Annotated in this window: 16 protein-coding genes; 6 read left to right on the forward strand and 10 right to left on the reverse strand. The window is 61.7% G+C overall.

Annotated features, from left to right (window positions below):
- Window positions 1-117: 117 nt before the first annotated feature.
- From CEY11_RS16920 to CEY11_RS16930, 3 genes are all read right to left on the reverse strand, one after another.
- The gene (locus CEY11_RS16920) at window positions 118-696 is read right to left on the reverse strand and encodes a MarR family winged helix-turn-helix transcriptional regulator (protein WP_088604579.1); all 579 of its coding nucleotides are present in this window, start codon (window positions 694-696) and stop codon (window positions 118-120) included.
- 164 nt (window positions 697-860) lie between these two features.
- Window positions 861-2,078, reverse strand: coding sequence for a DUF3734 domain-containing protein (locus tag CEY11_RS16925; protein ID WP_088604683.1), 1,218 nt, complete (start codon window positions 2,076-2,078; stop codon window positions 861-863).
- A gap of 375 nt (window positions 2,079-2,453) precedes the next feature.
- A complete protein-coding gene (locus tag CEY11_RS16930) occupies window positions 2,454-3,377 on the reverse strand; it encodes a LysR substrate-binding domain-containing protein (protein WP_088604580.1) in 924 nt (307 codons plus the stop codon).
- A 228-nt stretch (window positions 3,378-3,605) separates the two neighbouring features.
- Between CEY11_RS16930 and CEY11_RS16935 the strand changes: the two genes are divergently transcribed.
- Entirely contained in the window at window positions 3,606-4,676 is a 1,071-nt protein-coding gene (locus CEY11_RS16935; RefSeq protein WP_088604581.1) for a YeiH family protein, read from the forward strand.
- Window positions 4,677-4,792: 116 nt separating this feature from the next.
- Here the strand turns inward: CEY11_RS16935 and CEY11_RS16940 are convergent, their stop codons facing one another.
- Window positions 4,793-5,365 (reverse strand): MarR family winged helix-turn-helix transcriptional regulator, encoded by a 573-nt coding sequence (locus CEY11_RS16940; protein WP_088604582.1) that lies wholly within the window; start codon window positions 5,363-5,365, stop codon window positions 4,793-4,795.
- Between the two features lie 96 nt (window positions 5,366-5,461).
- Between CEY11_RS16940 and CEY11_RS16945 the strand changes: the two genes are divergently transcribed.
- Both CEY11_RS16945 and CEY11_RS16950 read left to right on the forward strand, forming a co-directional pair.
- Window positions 5,462-6,445 carry a tripartite tricarboxylate transporter substrate-binding protein gene (locus CEY11_RS16945; RefSeq protein ID WP_088604583.1) on the forward strand — a complete coding sequence of 328 codons (984 nt, stop codon included), beginning with the start codon at window positions 5,462-5,464 and terminating at the stop codon, window positions 6,443-6,445.
- 30 nt (window positions 6,446-6,475) lie between these two features.
- On the forward strand, window positions 6,476-8,038 hold the full coding sequence (locus tag CEY11_RS16950; protein WP_088604584.1) for a sulfatase-like hydrolase/transferase: 1,563 nt from the start codon (window positions 6,476-6,478) through the stop codon (window positions 8,036-8,038).
- A 12-nt stretch (window positions 8,039-8,050) separates the two neighbouring features.
- Here the strand turns inward: CEY11_RS16950 and CEY11_RS16955 are convergent, their stop codons facing one another.
- The 6 genes from CEY11_RS16955 to CEY11_RS16980 all read right to left on the reverse strand — a co-directional run bounded on the left by CEY11_RS16955 (window position 8,051) and on the right by CEY11_RS16980 (window position 15,280).
- Window positions 8,051-8,425: a SirB2 family protein gene (locus tag CEY11_RS16955; RefSeq protein WP_088604585.1), complete on the reverse strand. Its 375-nt coding sequence runs from the start codon at window positions 8,423-8,425 to the stop codon at window positions 8,051-8,053.
- 180 nt (window positions 8,426-8,605) lie between these two features.
- On the reverse strand, window positions 8,606-10,528 hold the full coding sequence (locus CEY11_RS16960; RefSeq protein WP_088604586.1) for an ABC transporter ATP-binding protein/permease: 1,923 nt from the start codon (window positions 10,526-10,528) through the stop codon (window positions 8,606-8,608).
- Between the two features lie 302 nt (window positions 10,529-10,830).
- Window positions 10,831-11,517 carry a hypothetical protein gene (locus tag CEY11_RS16965; RefSeq protein ID WP_088604587.1) on the reverse strand — a complete coding sequence of 229 codons (687 nt, stop codon included), beginning with the start codon at window positions 11,515-11,517 and terminating at the stop codon, window positions 10,831-10,833.
- A gap of 9 nt (window positions 11,518-11,526) precedes the next feature.
- Window positions 11,527-13,398 (reverse strand): TRAP transporter large permease, encoded by a 1,872-nt coding sequence (locus tag CEY11_RS16970; RefSeq protein WP_088604588.1) that lies wholly within the window; start codon window positions 13,396-13,398, stop codon window positions 11,527-11,529.
- The gene (locus tag CEY11_RS16975) at window positions 13,395-14,414 is read right to left on the reverse strand and encodes a TRAP transporter substrate-binding protein (protein WP_088604589.1); all 1,020 of its coding nucleotides are present in this window, start codon (window positions 14,412-14,414) and stop codon (window positions 13,395-13,397) included. The genes CEY11_RS16970 and CEY11_RS16975 overlap by 4 nt, the downstream gene beginning before the upstream one ends.
- A 65-nt stretch (window positions 14,415-14,479) precedes the next feature.
- A complete protein-coding gene (locus CEY11_RS16980) occupies window positions 14,480-15,280 on the reverse strand; it encodes an IclR family transcriptional regulator (protein ID WP_088604590.1) in 801 nt (266 codons plus the stop codon).
- 344 nt (window positions 15,281-15,624) lie between these two features.
- Between CEY11_RS16980 and CEY11_RS16985 the strand changes: the two genes are divergently transcribed.
- The 3 genes from CEY11_RS16985 (at window position 15,625) to CEY11_RS16995 (ending at window position 22,589) form a co-directional block, all read left to right on the forward strand.
- Window positions 15,625-15,999: a tautomerase family protein gene (locus tag CEY11_RS16985; protein ID WP_088604591.1), complete on the forward strand. Its 375-nt coding sequence runs from the start codon at window positions 15,625-15,627 to the stop codon at window positions 15,997-15,999.
- 2,055 nt (window positions 16,000-18,054) lie between these two features.
- Window positions 18,055-21,720 carry an autotransporter domain-containing protein gene (locus CEY11_RS16990; RefSeq protein WP_158215348.1) on the forward strand — a complete coding sequence of 1,222 codons (3,666 nt, stop codon included), beginning with the start codon at window positions 18,055-18,057 and terminating at the stop codon, window positions 21,718-21,720.
- Between the two features lie 257 nt (window positions 21,721-21,977).
- Complete coding sequence (locus tag CEY11_RS16995; protein WP_088604593.1) at window positions 21,978-22,589, forward strand: DUF924 family protein; 612 nt, start codon at window positions 21,978-21,980, stop codon at window positions 22,587-22,589.
- The last annotated feature ends 81 nt before the right edge of the window (window positions 22,590-22,670 follow it).

A 22,670-nucleotide genomic window follows, 5' to 3' on the forward strand; every position in this document is an offset into this window, starting at 1 on the left:
CATTTAGCTGAAAGTAATTGTTAAGTTCGTATCTGACTAGGCAATGATTGGCGGGAGCTTGTGCCTGCCACGCTTGTCTTGTCGTATGCGGCCTGGCTTGGAAAGGGCGGCTCTGTGTCAGTGGGGCGCGTCGCGTTCCGGTTCCGGCTGCGGGTTGCCACAGGCGCCGTTGGCTTCCATGCGCCGCAGCAGGCTGATGAGGGTATCGACCTCTAGTCGGGAAAAGTCGCAAAGATGGGTGTTCAGGGTATGCGCGACCGCCGGAAGTATGCCCGCCACCACGTCGTGGCCGCTGCGGGTGAGTTCCAGCTTGACCACGCGCCGGTCGGTCTGGCTGCGATGGCGCGTAAGAAAGCCCTTGGCTTCCAGACGGTCTAGCGTGCGCGTCATGGCGCCCGTGTCGACATTGACGGCGCGCGCCAGTTCGGCGGGCGTGTCGATCTTGCGGCTGCTGATCAGCACCATGGGCTTCCATTGCATGGCGGTCAGGCCCAGCGGCGCCACGCCCTGGTCGATCATGCGGTTGATGGATGCGTAGACCGTTTTGAGGATGTAGCCGATGTTGTCCTGCTGGCACAGGGTGTAGCCGTCGGGATGATAGAAACGGCAGCCGGCGGACGCCGCGGCCTTGTCGGCCGCGACGGCGCCGTCGCCCGGCGGCTGCGCGGGAAAGGGGGGAAGGGTGTTCTGTGCCATGAACTGAATTCTAGCGCGAACTAATTGACTAGGCAACTACTGCGGAGGCATTATCTAGCCATGCAGATAGAGACCAGGCAGCTTTGATGTTGCGCTGCGGCAACGCAAGGGCCGTGGTACTCCGATGCCTTATCTCAATGCAGGGGCGCAGATGGCCGGGAGCATCAGCCGACGCTGTTGTCGAGCATCGATTGCTCGATCTCTTCGCGATGCACGTCGTGGGTGATGAACCCGGAGTCGTTGTCGGGCATGTCCAGGAAGCCGGGCCGGGCCAGCGTCTGGCGGATGTCCTGCAGTCCGGCGTCCCAGCGCTGGCGCATCGTCGGCAGGCCGAATTGATAGTCTTTGTAATGCTGGTCGTAGGGCTGGTCGCGGTAGATCAGGTGCAGCACGTTGTAGCGCTTGCTGGACGAGAATTGTTCGGCAAGCCTGCAGTAGGGGTCGTTTTGCCGGGCCTCGGGCGGCACGTGTTCCAGTACGTTGCGCAGCATGTGGCGCAGGTGCTGGGTCCAGCGCATGTGTTCGGTGATCAGCCGGGTGCGGCTGGAATACTGGATGTCCTTCATGCGGTCGGTCACCTCGCCCATATTGGCGGGCAGCCGGCCGCGGGCGCTCCAGAGGTCGACCTGGAATACCAGCGTGTCGGTGCGCGGTCGCGTGTTCAGGATGTCGGCCAGCGGGGTGTTCGACACCATGCCGCCGTCCCAATAGAATTCGCCGTCGATTTCCACTGCCGGGAAGGCGGGCGGCAGGGCGCCCGAGGCCATGAAGTGCTCGGGCCGCAGCTTTTCGCGGGTATTGTCGAAATATTTGAAGTTGCCGGTACGTATATTGACCGCACCCACCGACACGTGTATTTCGCCGGAATTGATGCGGTCGAAGTCGCACAGGCGCAACAGTGTGTCGCGCAGCGGCGTGGTGTCGTAATAGCTGGCCTGGGTGGGATCGCTGGCCAGCGCGAACGCGGGCGGCGGAAAGCGCGGCCGGAAGAATCCGCTCTGGCCGTCGACCACGGCGCTCAGTGCGTGCAGGGCGCTCATGCCCTGGCGCACGGTGTCGTTCAGGTTGAACAGGCTTTGTTCGATGAAGGGGTAGGCCGTACCCAGATTCGGGCGGCAGATGGTTTCCCAGAACTCATGCAGCCTTTCGACGCGCTGTCCGGGCGGGTTGCCGGCGATGATGGCGGTGTTGAGCGCGCCGATGGAAATGCCGGACAGCCGGTTGGGCATGATGCCCGCCTCGGCCATCCCCTGGAAGACGCCCGCCTGGTAGGCGCCCAGCGCGCCGCCGCCCTGCAGCACCAGCGCTACGGTTTCGTAGACGGGCGGGGCCGATGCCGACGCCGCGGCCTGCTCTTGCGCAAGCGCTTCGGCCTTGGCCATGGCCAGTGCCGCGGCCTTGACTGCGTCTTGAACCTGGCCTGCCGGGCGCTTGCGCGCCGGCCGTTTTGAACCGGCTGCGGCTGCCACTGTCGCAGCCTCGGCCTCGGCCTGCCCGGTACGCGGGCGAGCCTGCGCGGCGGTCTTGCGGCGCGCGGCGGCGGCTGTCTTGCGGGCTGCGCTGCGCTTGTTTGCCAGGGTGGCGTCCGGGGCCGGGAAAAGTTCGAGCTGGTTCATGGTGCGGATGCAGACGGTTGCGGGCGCCGCCTGCACGGTGGCGCCCGAGAGCCTGTCAGTGTAGCCCACGATGCCTGCATCAACCGCGCCGCGGCACTCGGCCGGAAACTATGCCTGGGCCTTGGCCTGCCTCAATTTGTCTTAGCCGGCTTCGGGTGGGGTATGTTCGTCGGGTGCCGCCGCGCCTATGCCCAGGCTGGTGGCGAAGGCTTCGATCAGCATGCCGCGGTAGCGGGACTTGTGCAGCAGCAGCGACAGGCGCCGGCGCAGATCCAGAAACGGAGTTTCCAGAATCTTCAGGCGCCCCGCCGCCGCCGCGTCGACGGTGGCTTCCGAGGGCAGGCAGGCGATGCCCATGCCGGCGATCACCGCTTGTTTGATGGCCTCGACCTGGCCCAGTTCCAGCACGATGCGGCCCGGCGGCAGCGAATTCATGGCCTGTTCGGCCAGCGCCCGCATCGCCGATCCCGGCTCGCGCAGTATCCAGTTGGCGCCCTTGAAGTGGCGCGGTGCAAGCCGCGGCAGGCTGCTAAGAGGGTGATTGTGCGCGGCGCAGACCACCATATTGTCTTCGCGCCAGGGCAGCACATCCAGCTGCGGGTGATGCACCGGGCCTTCGACGCAGCCCACGTCCAGCCGGTGCTCCAGCAGCCCCGAAACAATGGTGTCGGTGTTTTCGACGCTGAGCGTCAGCGCGACCGCGGGGTGGGCGGCCATGTATGGGCCGAGCAGTTCGCCCACCAGGTAATTGCCCACGGTATTGCTGGCGCCCACCCGCAGCTGGCCGCTCAGGGCGGCGGGCTCGCTGCCTGGCGGGCGCAGCATTTCGTGCACGCGCTCGATGATTTCCCGCGCCACGGGCAGCAGCTCTTTGCCGCGGGCGCTCAGGCGCAGCCGCCCGCGTTCGCGGTCGAACAGCGGCGCGTCGATATGGCGCTCGAGTTCCGCCAGCGCCATGCTGACCGCCGGCTGGGTCAGAAACAACTGCTGTGCGGCGGCCCGCACGCTGCCGTTGGCTTCGATGGCGATGAAGGTTTCGAGCTGCTTGAGGGTGATCGCAATCATCAATTTATTTTATTCCACAAATAAATATTTATGAATTTTTTTATACTGATGAGAACCCTAAAATCACTATGAGTCATATACAAATGAGTAGTAATAATTATGTTGTCATTAGGGTTTCTGGATTTTGCACGCTGTTTAAGGGGCGCTAGCCGCTGTTCTTTCATAGAGGCTGCCGCCTCGCGCGAGGTGCCTGCGAGCGCCGCCGCCGGCGGGCAGGGCGCCGGTGTCATGGCCTCGGCCGGCCATGTCATCGCGTCGGGCGCCTCGCGTGCGCCGCGGCGGCGCGCGCACAGCAGTTCGGGCGCGCCGCTGGATCCGCCTCGCGTCTACGGACTGCTGCTGGCAGTACTGGTGGGGCTGGCGGCCCTGTTCCTGGGGCGCAAGATGCCCATTATCGGCGGGCCTGTGTTCGGCATCGTGCTGGGCATCGTCATCCGCAATGCCCTCGGGGTGGCGCCGCTGTTCAAGCCGGGGCTGGCCTTTGCCTCGAAGCAGATACTGCAGTGGTCGATTATTGCCCTGGGCTTCGGCCTGAGCATAGGCCAAGTGGCGCACACCGGCGCGCAGTCGCTGGTGGTCACGGCCGTAACCATGACCACTGCCTTCGTGTCGGCGTGGCTGCTGGGCCGCTGGCTGGGCATTGCGTCCCGGCTCAAGACGCTGATCGGTGTGGGCACGGCCATCTGCGGCGGCTCGGCCATTGCCGCGGTCACGCCCATCATCAAGCCCGACGATCACGAAACGGCCTTCGCTATCTCCACGATATTCATCTTCAATATCATCGCCGTGCTCAGCTTCCCGCTGTTGGGCCACTGGCTGCACATGAGCGATGCCGGCTTCGGCCTGTGGGCGGGTACGGCCATCAACGATACCTCTTCGGTGGTGGCCGCCGGCTACAGCTACAGCCACGCCGCGGGCGATTACGCCACCATCGTCAAGCTGACGCGGGCCACGCTGATCATTCCGGTGTGCCTGGTGCTGGCGCTGTATCAGGCCTGGCGCCACAAGAAGCAGGGCGCGGGCGACTTCAGCCTGGCGCGCATCTTCCCCTGGTTCATCCTGTGGTTCCTGGTGGCCTCGGGCGTGCGTTCGCTGGGCCTGGTGCCGGAATCCCTGAACGGGATCGTCCACTTCATGGCCGAATTCCTCATCATCGTCGCGCTTACCGCCATAGGCCTGTCTTCGGATCTGCGGCGCATGGCCAAGGCGGGCCTGCGGCCAGTAATGCTGGGCTTCGGGGTATGGATGGCGGTGGCGCTCAGCAGCCTGCTGGTGCAGCATCTGATGGGGACGTGGTGAGAGATTCGCGGCCGGCGATCGGTGCACTGGGGTAGGTACTCTGGGATAGGTGCCCTGGGACAGGTGCTCTGGGATCGGAGATCAGGGATCGGCGGGCCGGCAGATCAGCGGCGACCCTATGGACGGCGTGTGCCGCCCTGGCTCCGATGCGTGCGGTCTTTGATGACCTCTGCTTCCAGCAGGCATTGCGAGCGGCGCATGATCTTGTCCAGCGCAACATCCAGCACCCGCCGCTCTTCGGCGCTCAGATCCTGGGCAATCTGCTCGTTCAATTCGACGACGATTGGCATGATGCGCTGGTACAGCTCCAGCCCCGCCGGGCTGGCCTCTATATAAATATTGCGCGCATCGCGCGTGTCGCGCTGGCGCTGCAGCCAGCCTTTTTCGCACAGAGCCGTGATGGTGCGCGAGGTGCGCACCGAATCGAGCATGGCGGCTTCGGCCAGGGCGGCCGAGCCGAGCCGGCCGTGCACCACCGAGGTGGCCAGTATGCGCCATTCCCTGCGGGTGATGTGGTAGCGGCCTTCGCACAGGCGCGTAAAAATCGGATTGGCGGCCGACCAGGCACGGTAGATGCGGAACACCACCATATCGCGCAAGGAAGTCGGCGTATCGGGCTGCGAGCCGTCGCGCCGCGGCTTGCCCTGGGCGCAGCGCTGTGCGGTTCGGTCTGGCCTGGCCTCGCTCATATTGGTGATTTCCCTTGCTTATCCGATACTTGATTAGATCAATTAAAAAGACGCTTGTTAAGCTCTGCGGGACTTTTATCCGTACCGGAGACAATCATGCAGGCTATAAGAACACTCTGTAAAACATTGGCGGCTGCGCTGGCATTGGGCGCTGCGGTGGGCACCGCGCAGGCCGCCACGGCCAAGCTCGACGGGCCGCTGACCGTGGTCGTCGGCTACGCCCCGGGTGGCGCCTCGGATCGCGCCGCCCGCATCGTCGCCCACGAGCTGCAGCACCGGCTGGGCGTCAACATCATCGTCGAGAACAAGACGGGGGCGGGCGGGCGCATCGCGGCCAACTATGTCAAGTCCACCCCCAAGGGCAAGAACGTGCTGCTGCTGGGCAACCCCACGCTGATGATGAGCGCGCCGCTAATCTACAAGAACATCGGCTACGACCCGCAGAAAGACTTCAAGCCCGTGTCCATGGTGACCGAATACCGTTTCGGCGTGGCGGTCTCGGCCAGCAGCCCGATCAAGGATCTGGCCGGGCTCATCGCCTGGGGCAAGGCGCATCCCGAGCAATTCAATGTGGGCGTGCCGGCCACCGGCAGCCTGCCGCATTTCTTCGCCCTGATGCTGGCCAGCAAGATCGGCATCAAGGGCCAGGTGATCGGCTATCGCGGCTCGACACCGCTGTTGACCGACCTGATCGGCAATTCCGTGCCGGTGGCCATCGATACGTACGATGTGCAGGCGCCGCAGCATCTGGGCGGCAAGATCCGCATCCTGGCAACCTCGGGCCCCAAGCGCGAAACCCTGACCCCGAACGTGCCCACCTTCACCGAGGCCGGCGTCAAGCTGCAAGCCTACGGCTGGGGCGGCTTCTTCGCACCGGCCAGCATGCCCGACGCCACGGTGCAGATGCTGGGCAAGGCCATTGCGGCATCCGTCGCCACGCCCGCGGTCAGCAAGCAGATCGAGCAAAGCAATTTGATCCCGGTGGTGGCCGATGCGGCCAAAACCGCCCAGTTGCTGCAGGCCTTCCGCGCCCAGTGGGTGCCGGTAGTCAAGAATTCGGGCTACGTTGTGGAAAAATAGAGGCCCACTGTATATATGCAAGGATCGTAGATGGGCCGCATACGCAACATCCTGTTCATCATGGCCGATCAGCTGCGGGCCGATCATCTGGGCTGCTACGGGCATCCGTACATCCGCACGCCCAATATCGACGCGCTGGCGGCACGCGGCGTACGCTTTACGCGTGCCTTCGTGAATTCGGGCGTGTGCGGCCCGTCGCGCATGAGCTATTACACCGGGCGTTACCCGTCCACGCACGGCGCCACCTGGAACCGCGTGCCGTTGTCCATCGGCGAAGTAACCATGGGCGAGTACCTGCGCGAGCAGGGCCGCAAGCTGGTGCTGGCGGGCAAGACGCATGTCATGCCCGACCATGATGGGCTGCGGCGCCTGGCGATCGACGGCGGCACCGAACTGGGGTGCCTGTTGTACAGCGGCGGCTTTGAAGAAATCGACCGCTACGACGGCCACCACGAGCCGGGCGAGGAAAGCGGCTACCCCGCCTACCTGCGGCGCCACGGCTACGTGTCCAACGACCCTTGGACCGACTTCGTGATCTCGGCGCGCGACGAGCACGGGCAGGCGGTCAGCGGCTGGCACATGCGCAATGCGCGCTATCCGGCGCTGGTCGCCGAGCCGCATTCCGAAACGGCCTACATGACCGATCAGGCCCTGGGCTTCATGCGCAAGATGGGCGACGAGCCCTGGGTGCTGCATCTTAGCTACGTCAAGCCACACTGGCCGTATATTGCGCCGGCCCCCTATCACAATATGTACGGCATCGACCAGTGCCTGCCGGTGGTGCGCAACGAGGCCGAGAAGCGCGATGCGCATCCGGTGGTGGCAGCTTATCGCCAGCAGGAAGAAAGCCAGAGTTTCGCCACGGACGAGTGCGTGCGCACCGTGCGCCCCGCCTACCAGGGCCTGATCACGCAGCTGGACGACCATCTGGGCCGGCTGTTCGAATACATGGAAGGCGCGGGCCTGATGCGCGACACGCTGATCGTGCTGACGGCCGACCACGGCGATTTCCTGGGCGACCACTGGCTGGGCGAGAAAGAGCTGTTCTACGAAACCATCCAGCGCGTGCCCTTCATCATGGTCGACCCCTCGACCGAGGCCGACGCCACGCGCGGCAGTGCCGAGGCCCGCATGATGGAATCGGTCGACGTGCTGCCCACCTTCCTGGACGCGCTGGGCCTGCCGCAGGCCAGCCATCGGCTGGAGGGGCGCAGCCTGCTGCCGCTATTGCGCGGCGCAACCGGCACCTGGCGCGACTGTGTGTTTTCCGAGCTGGACTACAGCTACCGGCGCGCGCGCCTGCTGGTGCACAAGACGCCGCAGACGGCGCGCGCCTGGTCGGTGCGCACCGAACGCTGGCGCTATGTGTACTGGATGGACGAGCCCGAGCAGCTCTACGACCTGCAGGCCGACCCCGACCAGTTCCAGGATCTGGGCCGCGAGGCCACGCATGCCGCCGTGCGCGCCGAGCTGCGGGCGCGGCTGTTCGATTGGTTCACGCGCCTGAAGCGGCGCACCACCGTGACCGATGCGGCAGTGGAAAAGGGCACTGACGCCTACAAGAAAGCAGGCGTGTTCTACGGGCAGTGGTAAGTGAGGCTAGGCTCAGCTCAGCCACGACATGGGGTTGTGGCGCAGCGCCACGCCTACTATATAGAAGAACACCGCGATCGCCAGCAGCGCCGCCAGGCCGCGCGTGCCGGCGGTCTTGCCGCGCTTGATCGCGACGGTGCCTATGCCTATGTACAGCACCAGCGCCACCAGCTTGGCGACGATCCACGATTGCAGGCCGCCCAGCATTACCGTCAGCGCGATGCCGCAGACCAGCAGCACGGTATCGATGATGTGCGGCAGTATCTTCACCACGGGCAGCCGCAGCCGGGCCGAACCGGTCACCGACCAATAGGCGCGCAGCGCGAAGAACAGGATGCTCAGGGTGGCTGCGGTGATGTGCAGGTGTTTGATCGCCAGATAAGTCATTTCAGTCGTTTGTTTCCTGGTGCAATGGCTTGTCGCTTATTGCTGTGGTTCATTTCCTGATGCGGCAGCGCATTGCCGCAGCCAGTCGCTTCTTGCCGCTGGCGCGCATTGTCGCAGCGGGCCGAAGCTACATTATGGCAATATCGCAGCCGTGCGTTTTCCGGCTGCGTCAGCTACGGCCTAAGTCAGTTCCCAGGCGCCGCCGCCCTTGATGCTGAGGCAGCGCGGGTGGAAGGCCAGCAGCGTGCTGCGGTGGCCGACGCTGACCAGTATGGTGTCGGGCAGCTGTTCGCGCGCCAGATGGTACATGGATTCTTCCAGCCCTTCGTCCAGGGCCGAGGTGGCCTCGTCCAGGAACGCGGCCACCGGGCGGGCCAGCAGCAGCCGGCCGAAGGCCAGGCGCTGCTGCTCGCCCAGCGACAGGATGCGGCCCCAGTCGGCCGACTGGTCGAGCTGGTCGACCAGATGGCCCAGGTGCACCTGGCGCAGCACCTGGCGCGCCGCGTCGTCGCCCGAGGGGCTGCTTGGGGCGATCGCATCGCTGCGGCCGGCGGCCGCCAGCAGTGCGTCCAGATCCTGTCCGGCGTTGCGTGTGCGCGTCACCGTGGCTTCCTGCAGGCGTTTCGAGCTGTCCACGTCCAGCACGGTCGGGCCGGCCAGATAGGGCGGATGCCCCGGGTAGTAAAGCGCCTCGCGCAGGCTACCCAGCGGCAGGTAGGGCTTCTGCGACAGGAACAGCACATTGTCCGCAGGCCGGATGATGCCGCCTTCGCAATACGGCCAGAGGCCGGCGATGGCGCGCAGCAGCGTGGTCTTGCCCGAGCCGGAAGGGCCGCGGATCAACAGCGGCGCGTGGGGCTCGACTTCCAGCGAGACGCGCTCGAGCAGCGGCTGGCGGTCGGGGCGGCGCACTGTCAGCAGATCCAGCGCCACGCGCCCGCCGTCGGTGCGCACGTCGGGGGTGGGCAGTTGGTGCGCAAGGCTGATGGCGGTGGTGAAGCCCGTCAGACGATCGAGCGTGGCCCGGTACGCGGCGAAGCTGTCGTACGCATTGCGGAAGAACGACAGATTGTCCTGCAGGCGGCCGAAAGCCTGCGCGGTCTGGATCAGGTCGCCCAGGCTGATCTGCTTGGTGAAGAAGCGCTGCGCCTGGATGATGAAGGGAAACACCACCGCGGCCTGGGTCACGGTGAAGTTGAAGCCCAGGAACTTCAGGGATCGGTACACGATCGCCCACGAGTTGGCGATGACTTGCGCGAAGCGGCTGCGCAGCAGCGCGCCCTCGACCTTCTCGCCGGCGTAGAAGGCCACGCTCTCGGCGTATTCGCGCAGCCGCACCAATGCATAACGATAGTCGGCGTTGAAGCGTTCGGTCAGGAAGTTCAAGCTGATCAGCGGGCGGCCGATGCGTATGGCCAGCACCGTGGCCACGATCACGTACACGAACACCAGGAACACCATGGCGCGCGGCACCTCCACGCCCAGCACTGCCAGCGGGCCGGACAAATTCCACAGTATCAGTGTGAAGGCGAAAGTCGAGACCAGGGCGTTGATCACGCCCATGGACAGGGTCAGCGAGCTGGTGACGAAGACATTCACGTCTTGCTGGATACGCTGGTCCGGGTTGTCGACGGGGCGATCCAGGTACTGCGTCTTGTAGTATGTCTGGCCGTCGATCCAGCGCGACAGCATGCGCTCGTTGAGCCATACCCGCCAGTGGATGGTGAAGGCCTGCTGCACATAGAACTCGATCAGCGAGCGCACCACGTGCACCGTGGCCAGTATGGCGAACAGCACCATGGCGAACCAGAAACCGGCCTCGTCGAGCTTCTGCAGCGATGTGTACATGCTGTTGTACCAGGACGAGAACAGCACATCCAGGCGTACGGCGCCCAGGGTCAGCAGCAAAATGAACGCCAGCACCACCAGCGGCCGCCAGGCGCGCCGCGTCGAGAAATAGGCGCCGGACAAGTTCCAGAACTGCCGCCCCCACACCGTGTAGCGGGCCAGGCCCCAGATCGCCGCAATCGCCAGCACCACGGTAATCGCGTAGGCCTTCAGTATCCACAGGGCGCTGAGCAGCAGTTCGTGATTCCAGTCCATTCAAGCTCCGTAATGGGACGGCGTTGGGCAATGCGATCCATCCCGTGGGAGGTATCGGGTGTGAGGTTTATTCCATTTCGAATTACATGCTTTGCCAACGCTGGCCACAGGGCATGCGGAGCCCCTTTTCGGTCGTCCGCGGCCGATGTTTTGTTGACCGGCCCGGGCGCCATAGGTTCCCCATGCCTCTTCGTGGTTGGCGGGCGCCCAAAGTATACGTTATGTGGTGATTTTCAAGCGCCCGGTAAAGAGGGAGAGAGAACTGCCGTCAGCCGCTTCTGTCGGCATACGGGCTTGCGTTATTACCGGACGTCCGCGGGTAGTGCGCTATGCGAAAGCGCGAAATAGCCATTGGCGGGTAATTCCCTGGCACCGAGTGCGCGGAGGGCGGCACTGCTCAGATCCGTGGCGGTTATGTCGCTCAGAGCCGTCTCATCATAGGCGGTTACCAGCAGCACGAACTCGGCGCACTGATCGGGAACGCCCCGGATTTTTTGCTCGATCGTTTGTTCAATAGGTGGTGCTTCATGCTTGAGAAAGTGCGCCCCGGCCACGCCTGGACGGGCTGCGAGCCCTTCCAGTACGGCCCGAGCCGCGGAACAGAAACGGGTTACGTCTCCTATCGCCCCGGGCACGAATCTGAGCGTTGTTGCGTACTTTGCCGTCAGGCCGCCCCATGATGCCAGCACGTGCGACTGGCTGCGCATCATGTTTTTGTGATGTGGCATCAGTTTGCGCGACCAGGGGGTGGGGTTGTTCAGCCGCTGGAGATATGCAGGTGATGACAAAACGGCGTGGTTTTCGAGTTCATACAGAACAAACACTCCAGTGCCGCCGCTTGCGTCGCACCAGCGCGAACTGCGCAGAAAGCCGGGTATTCCCAGGCGCTCTGGAAAATGCTCGTGCGAGTGCCAGTCCTCAAATTCGGGCTTCATTCCTGCGCCCATATCCCACCACATGGCGAGCGCCGCTTGTCCTAAAAGAGCCATACGAAAGGTTCACCTGATAAAGATCGTGGAGATCGGCTCCACAGCCGCAATGAAAACCAGGCCAAGTATCAGGATCGCCAGATATCTCCAAACATGTTTGATCGCTGCATCAGGAGCAACCTTGCCGATTGCACAAGCCGCAAAAAATCCGATACCAAAAGGCGGTGCAAACAGGCCGATGCTCATCGCGATCACGACAACCAGCGCGTAATGCACATCGTTGATTCCAAAGGCATGAGATACCGGAAGCAATAATGGTGCGAAGAGCAGGATCGCGGGAATACCCTCCAAGATATTGCCCAGCAGCAGAAAGACGATGATCGTAATGGCGAGAAACCCATACGGGCCGCCCGAAACCGCCGTCATCGTATGGGCCAGGTCGTTAGAAAACCCCGATTGGGTAAGCGCCCAGGCCATGCCCGTCGCAGTGCCAATGACGAACAGAATTGCACCCGACAACGCGGCAGTCTCGACCAGCACGGGGTAGAAGCGCGACCATTGCACCGGTCGGTAGATCAAGACGCTGACCAGCATCGCGTAGACAATGCCTATGGTGGAGACTTCCGTAGCAGTGGCCACGCCTTCCACGACGGCCCAGCGGATCACGAATGGCAGCGCCATCGCGGGCAATGCGGTAATGAATGTTTTGCGAACGCGTGCCCAGTCCGGGCGTGTCTCTGGTGGGGGCGGTTCCGAGCGTGAGCGAACGAATATGGTAATGGCCAGGAACAACGCGAGTATCAAGGCCGGCAGCAAGCCGGCTGCGAACAAGCTGGCGATCGAGATCCCTGTCACCGAGCCCAGGGTGATAAGCACGATACTCGGAGGAATGGTGTCGGCCATGGCGGCCGAGCCGGCCAGCAAGGCGACGAGATCGCCGTCGTTTGCGCCATGCTTGCGCATTTCGGGGAAAAGCCCGGGGGCGATTGCCGCCATATCTGCCACCTTTGAGCCGGAGATCCCCGACACCAGGAGCATGGCCACCAGCAGCACGTAGTACAAACCTCCACGAACGAATCCGAGCAGGGCCGCCAGGAATGCGATGATCATCTTGGCAAAGCCGGTGAAATCGATCAACAAGCCCAGAAAGACGAACAAAGGTATCGCCAGCAGCAATGGCTGCGACATTCCCTGATCCAGGCGGTTGATGACTACGCTCAGCGGCGTTGTTGTGGTCAGCGCAAGGTAGCCCAATGTCGCAAAGCCGAATGCAAAGCCGATAGGAACCCCGATGAGAATCGCAACTCCTACGATCAGTACGAAGAAGATGAGCAAATTAAAGTTGCCGATATGTACGAGCCACGGCGTAAGCGCCCAGAGGCCAGCACCGAGAATGGTCAGTGCGACAATGGCTATCAGGGTGGCTAGCAGGCGGCCCGATCGAGCCGTCTGCAATAGGATCGTCAGCAGCATTAGAACGACGCAGAGTTCCACACCGAACGCTCGCCAGCTCGATGGCACGCCCAGGTTTGGCAGCGTCGCAAAGGACTCATCTTCCACATAGTCGATCGCGGGCCGCAGCATCAGGCATAAAGTGACCAGTACCACCGCTGTGATTGCCGCTTGAAGCCAGGCCCGGGTTTCCGGGGCGGCATTGCGCGATAAAGCACTGAACGCCAAATGTTCGTTTCTACGTAATGCGATTACGGCGCCGAGCATTCCAAGCCAAAGAAACATGCCGCCAGCCAGCTCATCGGACCACACGATAGGGCTATGCAGGGCATAGCGCGCGACCACACCGGCGAACAGCAGACATACTTCGGCCACGATCAACACGGCAGCGATCAACTCTACTGCGCGCCCCAGCCAGGCATCGGCTTTGTCCGGCCACGAAGCGGTGGCCCTGGCGGGTTCGGCCGGTCGACCTGGCAAGGAGCTCATGCAAGTTCTCGGCCCGCGGCCTGCTCAAGCACCTTCCAGGCGGCGTCGCCAAACTTGGCTCGCGCATTCTTGTAGTAGCCTGATGAGCTCAACTTCTTGCGGAAAGAGTCGGTATCGATGTCATTGATCTTCACCCCGCCTTTGACGATCGTGTCTTTGTACGATTGCTCCAGCTTGGACAGATCTTGACGCTGCGCCAACCCCGATTCGTTGAGGTTTTTTTCCATGATCTCTTGCAGATCGGCGGAAAGGCCGCGCCAGGCGCGGCCGTTTATAAGCACCCAATTCCCCTGCCAGATGTGGTTGCTTAATGCGCAGAAGCTTTGCACTTCATAGAACTTAGAGGTCACGATCACCCCGAGCGGGTTTTCCTGGCCGTCGACGATCTTGGTCTGCAGTGCAGGATAGACCTCGTTGAATTGAATGCTGGTAGGTGCGGCTCCAAGTGCCTTGAACAGGTCGACATATGCCGCCGCTCCGGGCACGCGTATTTTCATTCCCGAGATGTCGGCGACCGTTTTGATGACCCGCGAGGACGAGGTGATTTCTCGGAATCCATAATCCCAAATGACGGATGGGGCATAGAGATTTGCTCGGGTTAGCGCGCTACGGATAAGGGTTCCGAGCGCACCGTCCATGCCTTTCATGACCGAGGCCGAGTCTTTGAAGGCGAAGCCGACGCCGTCCAGCGCGGCCATGGGCACCACGCTGGAAGCGATCAATCCTCCGACGACGAACATCTCGACGGCGCCTGATCGGACTTGGTTCAGTAGGTCAACCTCGCCGCCCAGCTGGTTATTGGGAAACAGACGCAGCTGTAAACGACCATCGCTTTGCTTGGCGATTCTGTCAGCCGCTTGTTGCAGGCGGATATTCGTGGGGTGATCAGCCGCAAGAGGGTGCGCGAGCTTAAAGATGCGTTCGGCCGGCTTGGCGTGCGAGATGAAAGGAATGCTTGCGAGCGGGGCGGCGGCGACTGAGGTTAGAAAGGCTCGGCGGCTGGTTGTTGTGGTCATGACTTGTCTCTCTGATATGAGTATTGATTGGGGGGAAGAAACTTGTGGGAAGCCGAGGCGGCTTTTCAGGAGGGGAGGGCCTGGTTGGGGCGGCGCTGAAAAATAGGCGACACGGCGCTGGCGGTCGATAGTTCTCCCGCCGTATCGAGCACGATGCCGCTGAGTGATTCCATGTAATCCACCGTCAGCCGATTCATTGGCCCGGCAACAATCAGAATGGCGACGACCTCTCTTCCAGCATTGAATACCGGTGTTGCCATGGAGTTCATCCCCGGCAGGAAGACGTTGACCGTAAATGCATACTCTTGCTGTTGTGTGGCTTGCACCCGCGCCATGAATTCTTTGAGTGTCGCTGGCGCATCGGGCCCGTAGTCCTTAGGGTCGCCCAGCCCCTGCTGCGCAACCAGACGCAACGCTTCCTCTTCACTTTTAGTGGCAAGCCAGGCCAGCCCTGCAGCGCTGCATGAAAGCGTGACAGCCTGTCCCATTTCAGGGTCGTAGCGAAGCCCGTGTGTAGCACCTTGCGCTTTGGCTACGTATATGAGCTGGTCGCCGTCCACGACTGCCAGCCGAACCAGTTCTTTGCTTCTGGCGGCCAGGCGTTCCAGAATGGGCTGAGCTACGTCGACGATGCCCCCCGCACTCAGGTGTCGCAGGGCGAGCGAGGCAATTCGCATCGTCAGCATGAATTCGCCGTCACGCTCGCCTTTGCGGACATATCCCGCTGCTACCAGATCGTTCAACAGCCGATGTGCTGTGCTAAGTGGAATATCCACTTTTTCCACGATCTCGGACAAAGTCCTGTAGCCCGCGTGGTAGGACAGTTCTTCCAATATGCTGAAGCTGCGCTCAATGATGTTGCTCATCGGTCAAGGTTTCCGGTGCTAGAAATGGGCTAGCGACACGTTTAACCCCTGTGTCGCCTTTGAATTGGAAGTATTTTCCAATATGGAAATTAATTCCATAATAGGTATTTACCCTTGATTTGCGCCATGTGGAGGGCTATGTAAATTTTGGAGGGACGTCCGCTGCCGATTGCTTATGTGAGCAAGCGCCGAAATGCGGGGTCGCAGTGCCTGCGCCAGAGTCGGGGGATTATGATGGAGCGAGTCGGGGCAGAAGACGGCCCGACACATTTCGAGGTTGGTCGTGTATTGGCGTCCGATCTTCGGCTCGATCGTTCCCCTACCTTAATCTACGAGACTTCTATATGCCTTACCTTATTATCAATGCCACCGAAGGCCTGTCCGCCGACCAGAAAAAGCAACTGCTCGAGCGTTCCAGCAATGCCGTGGTAAGCAGCATCGGCGCGCCGCTGAAAAGCGTGCGCGCCATGCTGCATGAAATGCCGAAAGAGAATTACCTGGATGGCGGCCAGTACGGCCACAAGACCGTGATGTACGAGGTCGACTTCATCGAGGGCCGCACCGAAGAGCTCAAGTCGGCCTTGATCTCCGCCCTGAGCAAGACGGCCCATGAAGTCACGGGCCTGTCCGAACAGGACATTCGCGTACGGCTAAGCGATTTTCCCAAGACCAATATGGGCATGGCGGGCGGCATCACCGCCAAACAAGCTGGCCGCTAAGCCGGATCGCCGCGTCGCTGCGGCTTGCACCGGTAGGCCCGTGGTAGCCAGGAAGTCGCGCCTGGCTGCTGCTCGTGCCTGCCGCACCTGCCTTCATCGCGCTTCCAGCGTACGCCTCGACTACACAAGAAGAATTCAAGAGGCCGATCGATCTTCAGCACGCACGAATCCAAAGCCTACGAGCATCGAAGGGTCTTGAGGCTACTTAAACCTTTAAGTACATAAATCAAGAAGTTACATAGGCCTCGATGGCAGGCTGATTTTGCCAGTGAAGACACCTACAAAGTATCTGGTGGAAAGTTTTTTGCACAGGAAGAGCTACAAATAGGATCGAATGCTCATATTGGATGATGATTGAAGAAATGTTATGTTTCTATTGTTACAATAGAAATAGCTGAATGTTGCCTAAATTAGTCAAAATTATTAGGGTTTACCCCTAAATATGCTACGTGTTTGGTAATGAAATTTACAAAAATTTAATCAATAGATATGATTCCAAACGAAAAGAGAGCGTTTCCAAAGTTCTGATTACGAATACGCTGGTAACGGCGCGTATATAGGGGTTTTGGCGGCGCGGGCCGAGTGGGGCGGTACACGCATAAAAGTAGTAAATCCGAACCCCCTACCTCCAGAGCATCTTGTTTTTACCGCGGCGGAAGGGCAGCGCGCATACGCACGTCTGTTTCACATAAAGTTCCGCCGCGGATCACGGCAGCAGTGGTGCGCAGGGCAAGTCGTCGTAGCGCACCGATCTTGACGCAAGGAGCAGCAATGCACACGGTATCGAATCGCGGGACAGCAAGGCGGAATACGGCGACACGCCATGCAACGAATGGGGCCAGGGCCGCAACTTTTAAGCCACAAGGCAACGGCGCGCGCGCCCTGCAGGCGACCCTGCTGGCAACGGCGCTGATGGGGGCGTATGGTACGGCTGGGGCCGCCGATGTAACGCTGCGTTGCACACCAGTGTGTGTGCCAGCTGATCCGACTTCGGGGGCAGACTACAGCAAGACGTCAACCAGTAATGCCGCTGACAGTAGTAACGATTGGGTGGTATACGGAAGTTCGGGAGCAAATTTCACGCTTGACGGCGGAACTGTGACTGCGACGGGCGCAAGACTGCGCGGTGTACTCGCGACAGGAGCTTCCCAGATACTTATGAACGGGGTAGAGGTAGAAACCAACCCTACTGCTTACGACGCTAGCGCGGGTTGGGGGGCTCATGGTGTCCAGGCTGTGGGGGCTGGCAGTGTTGTTACTATCAACGACAGCAGCATTACGACTAATGGCCCAGGAACTAGGGCTGTTGCGGTATACAGCGAGGGTATTCAAGCTAGTGAAGGTGGTGCGGTAACGGGTGCAGGCAATACAATTTCGACGTCGGGTTCTGGCAGCTATGGCATCGAGGCTTTCGACGGCGGGACTATCAGTCTTACTGGCGGAACCATAACGACATCAGGTAAGTTGGCGTCGGGCGTGCGAACCTATACAGGCTCCGGTGCCACGCTAGGGGCCGGGGTTGTAACGCTTGACGGTACAACAATTAATACCAGTGGCGAAAGCGCCTCTGGCCTGCTTGCCGGTGATTCAGACGAACCTACCGCCGGTATTATTAATGCAACTAACGTCACAATTAATACCACGGGGAAAAATTCAACTGGCATCCAAGCCAATTATGGCGAGGTGCACAGCACAGGCTCCACGATTACGACGTCCGGCAGTGGCGCTCATGCAGCAGAGGCTTTGAACGGATCTTCCATTACTCTAGACGGAGATACGCTAAGTGCTGGTCTCGGCTATGGACTTTATGCTAGTGGGGCTGGCTCCAGCATTACCGCGAACAACACCACAGTTGAAACGGCGAACGGGTCATATGGGGTTCTAGCGGAAAACGGTGGGCAGGTTAGTTTAAGTGGCGGCTCGGTAACCAATGCCGGCACGCTCGGTGACAAGATGACCATCTATGCGAATGGCGCGGGGACTTCAGTAACCACGCAGGACGTTGCCTTGACAAATGCGGCAGCCGGCGGCGGTACCGGTGACCTTTCTAATGTCGTGTCTGCTGCTTCCCAGGCCACAGTCACGTTGAATGGCGGCAGCGTGGTGTCCGAGGGTTCCACCTTTGGCCGCGGCATTCTCGCCAGCGCTGGCGCAAGCGTCACCGCCAACGATGTAGATATTTCCACGATCGGCACGTTGTCCAATGCCGTGCATGCATATAGTGGGCGACAGGATCTTGCTGACACTACCCCCGACACGCCATCCATTACGTTGAACGGTGCTACGGTAAGTACGACTGGCGCCAATAGCTATGGCCTGTTCGCTCAGAATAAGGGTTCGACTATTTCCGCGACTGGCAACACCATCGTTACAACCACAGGCGCCAACTCGTTCGGCGCTGTTGCTTATAACGGCGGGGCGTTGAATTTGGCCGGGGTTTCTGTGACGACTAGTGGCTCGGGTGCCGATGGCATAGCCATTAACGAATTACTTGGAGCCCAATCACCGGGACACGTGCCCACTCCCAACTACGGGAGCACGCTCACCTTGAGCGATAGCAGTGTGACGTCGGAGAAGGCCAATGGCATTTACGTGGGTTCGGGTTCAAACGCCCTTATCAACAACACGAATATTCTTGCGGCAAGGCACGGGGTAGTTGTTAAGGACGGCGCTAGCGTCGCAATGGCTGGCGGCTCGATTGCGTCGACTGGGGATGAACAGCATGCTGTCATGGTTGATGGAAGCAGTTCGTCGTTCAGTGCAAGCAATGTAGCCATAAGTGCCGCAGGCTCAATTGATAATCGAGGCGACGTCACTCATGCGATCGACCTCACCAATGGCGCCACGGCCACAGTCACAGATGGCAGCATCAAGACGACCGGAGCCAATTTCACCACAGGCATTTTTGTCGCCACCAACAGTACGGCGACCGCCAACAATGTCGCTATTTCTACAACTGGGGATACCGGTGTAGGAGTACGTGCCTACAGTGCGTATGAAAAGGCATCCGAAATTCCAATTGGAACGACCGCGTCTCAGACCGCGTACATCAATGGTGGTTCCATTACCACCAGCGGTGTCGAGAGCTACGGGCTTTGGGCCCAGGATATGGGCTCCCACATCGTGGCTGGCTCGTATACCGATCCGACGAACTCCTCTGTCACGCCTCTCACCATCACGACCAGCGGGAAGGATGCATACGGCGTAGCGGTATATGGCGGCGCGGATGCCTCGTTGACGGATGTCACCATCAATACTTCGGGCGTAGGCGCAAGTGGGGTCGCGCTCAATACCTTGGGATCCCGGTATCATCCGACAAGGGCTTCCAGTGTTGCCGCAACGTTCTCCATGTCGGGCGGCAGCATCAACACAACTGGTGCCGACACGGCGGCGGTGACCCTTCTGGATAGCGCCACGGCGAGCTTCTCGGGCACCACCCTGAATTCTGCCGGTGCAACGTTCACTTCAACGTTTGCCCAAGCGGGCCAGGCGCAGAGTATTACGCTGGGTAATGGTACCAGCGCGGTCAACAACAACGGCACGCTGCTCGGCGTGACGCGCACCGGCGACGGCGCGGACGGCACGATTACCCTGGCTCTGCAAGACGGCTCGTTTGCCCAGGGCAATGTGTACGACCCGACCGCTGCAGGTAAGGTCACGGTCACCAAGGGGGCCGATGCGCACTGGGCTGGCCTGGTGGTGGATTCCAGCACGCAGACGGTCGACCCTGACAGCAACCCCACGCAGACCGGCTTCAGCAGCGACGGCAATGTCATCATCGGCAGTACTACGCCGGTGGACTTTACCGGCACGACCAGCGTGGGCGGCGATTTCTCGGGCGCGACGGGCGGCAGCACGACGTTCTCGGGCCCCACCGACATTGCCGGCAACCTGATCGGTGCGCCAGGCTCGACGACAAACTTCACCGACTCGGCCAATATCGGTTCGGTCACGGGCGGTTCGGGCTCTAGCATCAGCTTCACGGGCTCGTCGACCAACATCCAGGGCGATGTGTCGGGCAACCAGGGTACGCAGATCAACTTCAGCAAGGGCGGCAGCACCAACATCGGCGGCTCGATCAGCCTCAGCGGCAATGGCACCAGCACGCACGGCGGCACGACCGACAACCCCATCATCGTGCAGGGTGACGTGAATGTGGGCAACGGAGCCCTGCTGGGCGGCAACATCATGTCCAACGGCTCCTTGGGCGGCTCCGGCGGCACGGTTGGGCCGGGCAATTCGGTGGGCGTGCAAAGCTATGCGAGCAGCGCGGGCTTTACGGGCAATTACTTTGCCGAAGTGAACGCGGCGGGCAAGTCCGACTTGCTGATCATCCGCTCGGGCAACTTCGACCTGTCGGGCATCGGTCTGACCGTCGGCCAGGAAAACCGCAACGGCGGCTACGTGCTGAACCATCGCTACACCATCATCCAGACCCCGGGCGGGTCGGTGGTGAACAAGTTCGCCAGCACCGGCCTGGATTCCAGCTTCGACGGCACGCTGGTCAAACTGGATCCGATCATCTACGACCCGCAGGACGTGCAGGTGACGCTGTCGGTGGACAATTCGGCCGTCGACAACAAGCGCGCGGGCCTGAGCAAGAATCAGAACGCCACGCTCGATGGCGTACTGTCGGTAGCCGGGCAAAACGCGGCGGCCGATGCGGCGCTGCAGTCCACGGATACGGGCGGGGTGCTGAACCAGCTGTCCGGCGAAGTGCATGCCAGTACGCAGGCGGCACTGTTGAGCACGGGCGATCTGCTGGTGCGCACGCTGACCGACCGCATGCGGGCCAACCTCGGGGCTCCCATGGTTGCGGGGGCGCCGGTGGCCGCCGCGGGCGAACTGCCGTCCGGCGCAATGCCGCGTTCTTCGGCGCTGCCGTTGTGGGCCCAGGTAGTGGGCGATTGGCAGAGCTTAAAGGGCGGCAGCGACGGTGCGGCGAACAGCAAGCTCTCGCTGGCTGGCCTGTACCTGGGCGGTGATACGCAGGTCGGCACCAGTGGCTGGCGTGTCGGCGCGGCCCTGGGGTACACCAATGGCCGCCTGAACGTGGACGATCGCGATTCGCGCAGCGACCTCGACAGCTACACCGCGTCGATCTATGGCGGCAAGAGCTGGGAAGCAGGCAAGGGGCACGTCAATTTCCTGGCCGGTGCCGCTTACACCCGCAATAACGTCGACAGCCGCCGCAACGTCAACGTGGGAGGCAATCAGGCGCTGAAGGCTTCTTACCACGCCGATTCCGCGCAGTTGTTCACTGAATTGGGTTATGCGATGCCAATGAGCCGCAGCGCTAGCATAGAACCCTATGCGCGCCTGGCCTGGATCAACCAGCGTACCCAAAGCTTCGACGAGTCGGGCGGCCCTGCCGCGCTGCATGGCGACAGCAGCACCGACAACCTGACCACGCTGACCTTGGGCCTGCGCGGTGCGACCGAGCTTGCCGTGGGCGCGCATGCCGCCCGCCTGACGGGCGGCCTGGGCTGGCGCCATGCCGGCGGCGATGTGAACCCCAAGACCAGCCTGTCGTTCATCCAGGGCTCGGGCACCAGCTTCAGCGTGGCCGGTGCGCCCATAGCCAAGGACGCCGCCGTGGTCGACCTGGGTGCCGAAATGGCGGTCGGCAAGCGCGCCGCCATGGGCTTGTCCTATAGCGGCCAGTACGGTGCGGGCAATGCCGACAGTGCCGGCAGCTTGTACCTGAAGATGCATTTCTAAGCGTCTTCGCAGTAGTCGTGCCTGCAGCGGGGCGCATCGCAAGATGCGCCCCGCTGCGTTTGGGGGGACATCGGAGGTGCGCCGTTGCTGGGCATCTCGCAGCGCCGCTGCAGGCTTGCCATGGGCTTGCGGCTGCGAACCCATGGCTGCGGGCCATACGGCTTGAAACCATACAGTAGAATAGCCAGGACGGTGCGTGGCTACGCTGTGTCGCGGCGCCTGCGCCGCCATCCCTGTGTCCTACGCCGGAGCTCGGAATGACGCGCAGCAAGCCAGCGGTATCCGCCAAGAATCCGCCAGCCTCAAGCCAGGCTGGCCTGTCTGGCTCGGGCCACCCCGAGGCCGACGGTTTCATCGAATTCTGGCGCTATGCGGGCCCGGCGGCCTGGTTCACCAAGAATTCCGATTTCGACGCCACGCTGCGTGAACGCTTTCTTGATCTGCATTGGTCGGTTGCGCGCTGCGAGCGCGAGCAGTGGCTGGACAGCGCCTATGGCGGCCTGGCGCTGGTCTTGCTGCTGGATCAGTTTCCACGCAATGCCTTTCGCGGCACCGGCCATATGTATGCCACCGATCCGCTGGCGCGCCGCTACGCGCGAGCGGCGATCGTGGCCGGCGCCGTGCCGGCGGTCGACGCAGACCTGCGGCCTTTCCTGTTCCTGCCCTTCATGCATTCCGAGCTGCTGCACGACCAGCACTACAGCCTGGAGCTGTATCGCGCGCATTGCCCGCAAAACCTGGATTTTGCGCTGGAACACTGCGACATCATCGACAAGTTCGGGCGTTTCCCGCACCGCAACCGCGAACTGGGCCGCAGCACCACACCGGCCGAGCAGCGCTATTTGGAGTCTGGAGGTTTCGCCGGCTGATACGGGTTTGCGATCAACGAGATAACGGTGCTGCTGCGCCTTGCCTTACGGCTTGCACTGTTCCCCGGCTTCGCGCCTTGT

The organism is Candidimonas nitroreducens (assembly GCF_002209565.1).
Lineage (GTDB): Bacteria > Pseudomonadota > Gammaproteobacteria > Burkholderiales > Burkholderiaceae_B > Candidimonas > Candidimonas nitroreducens.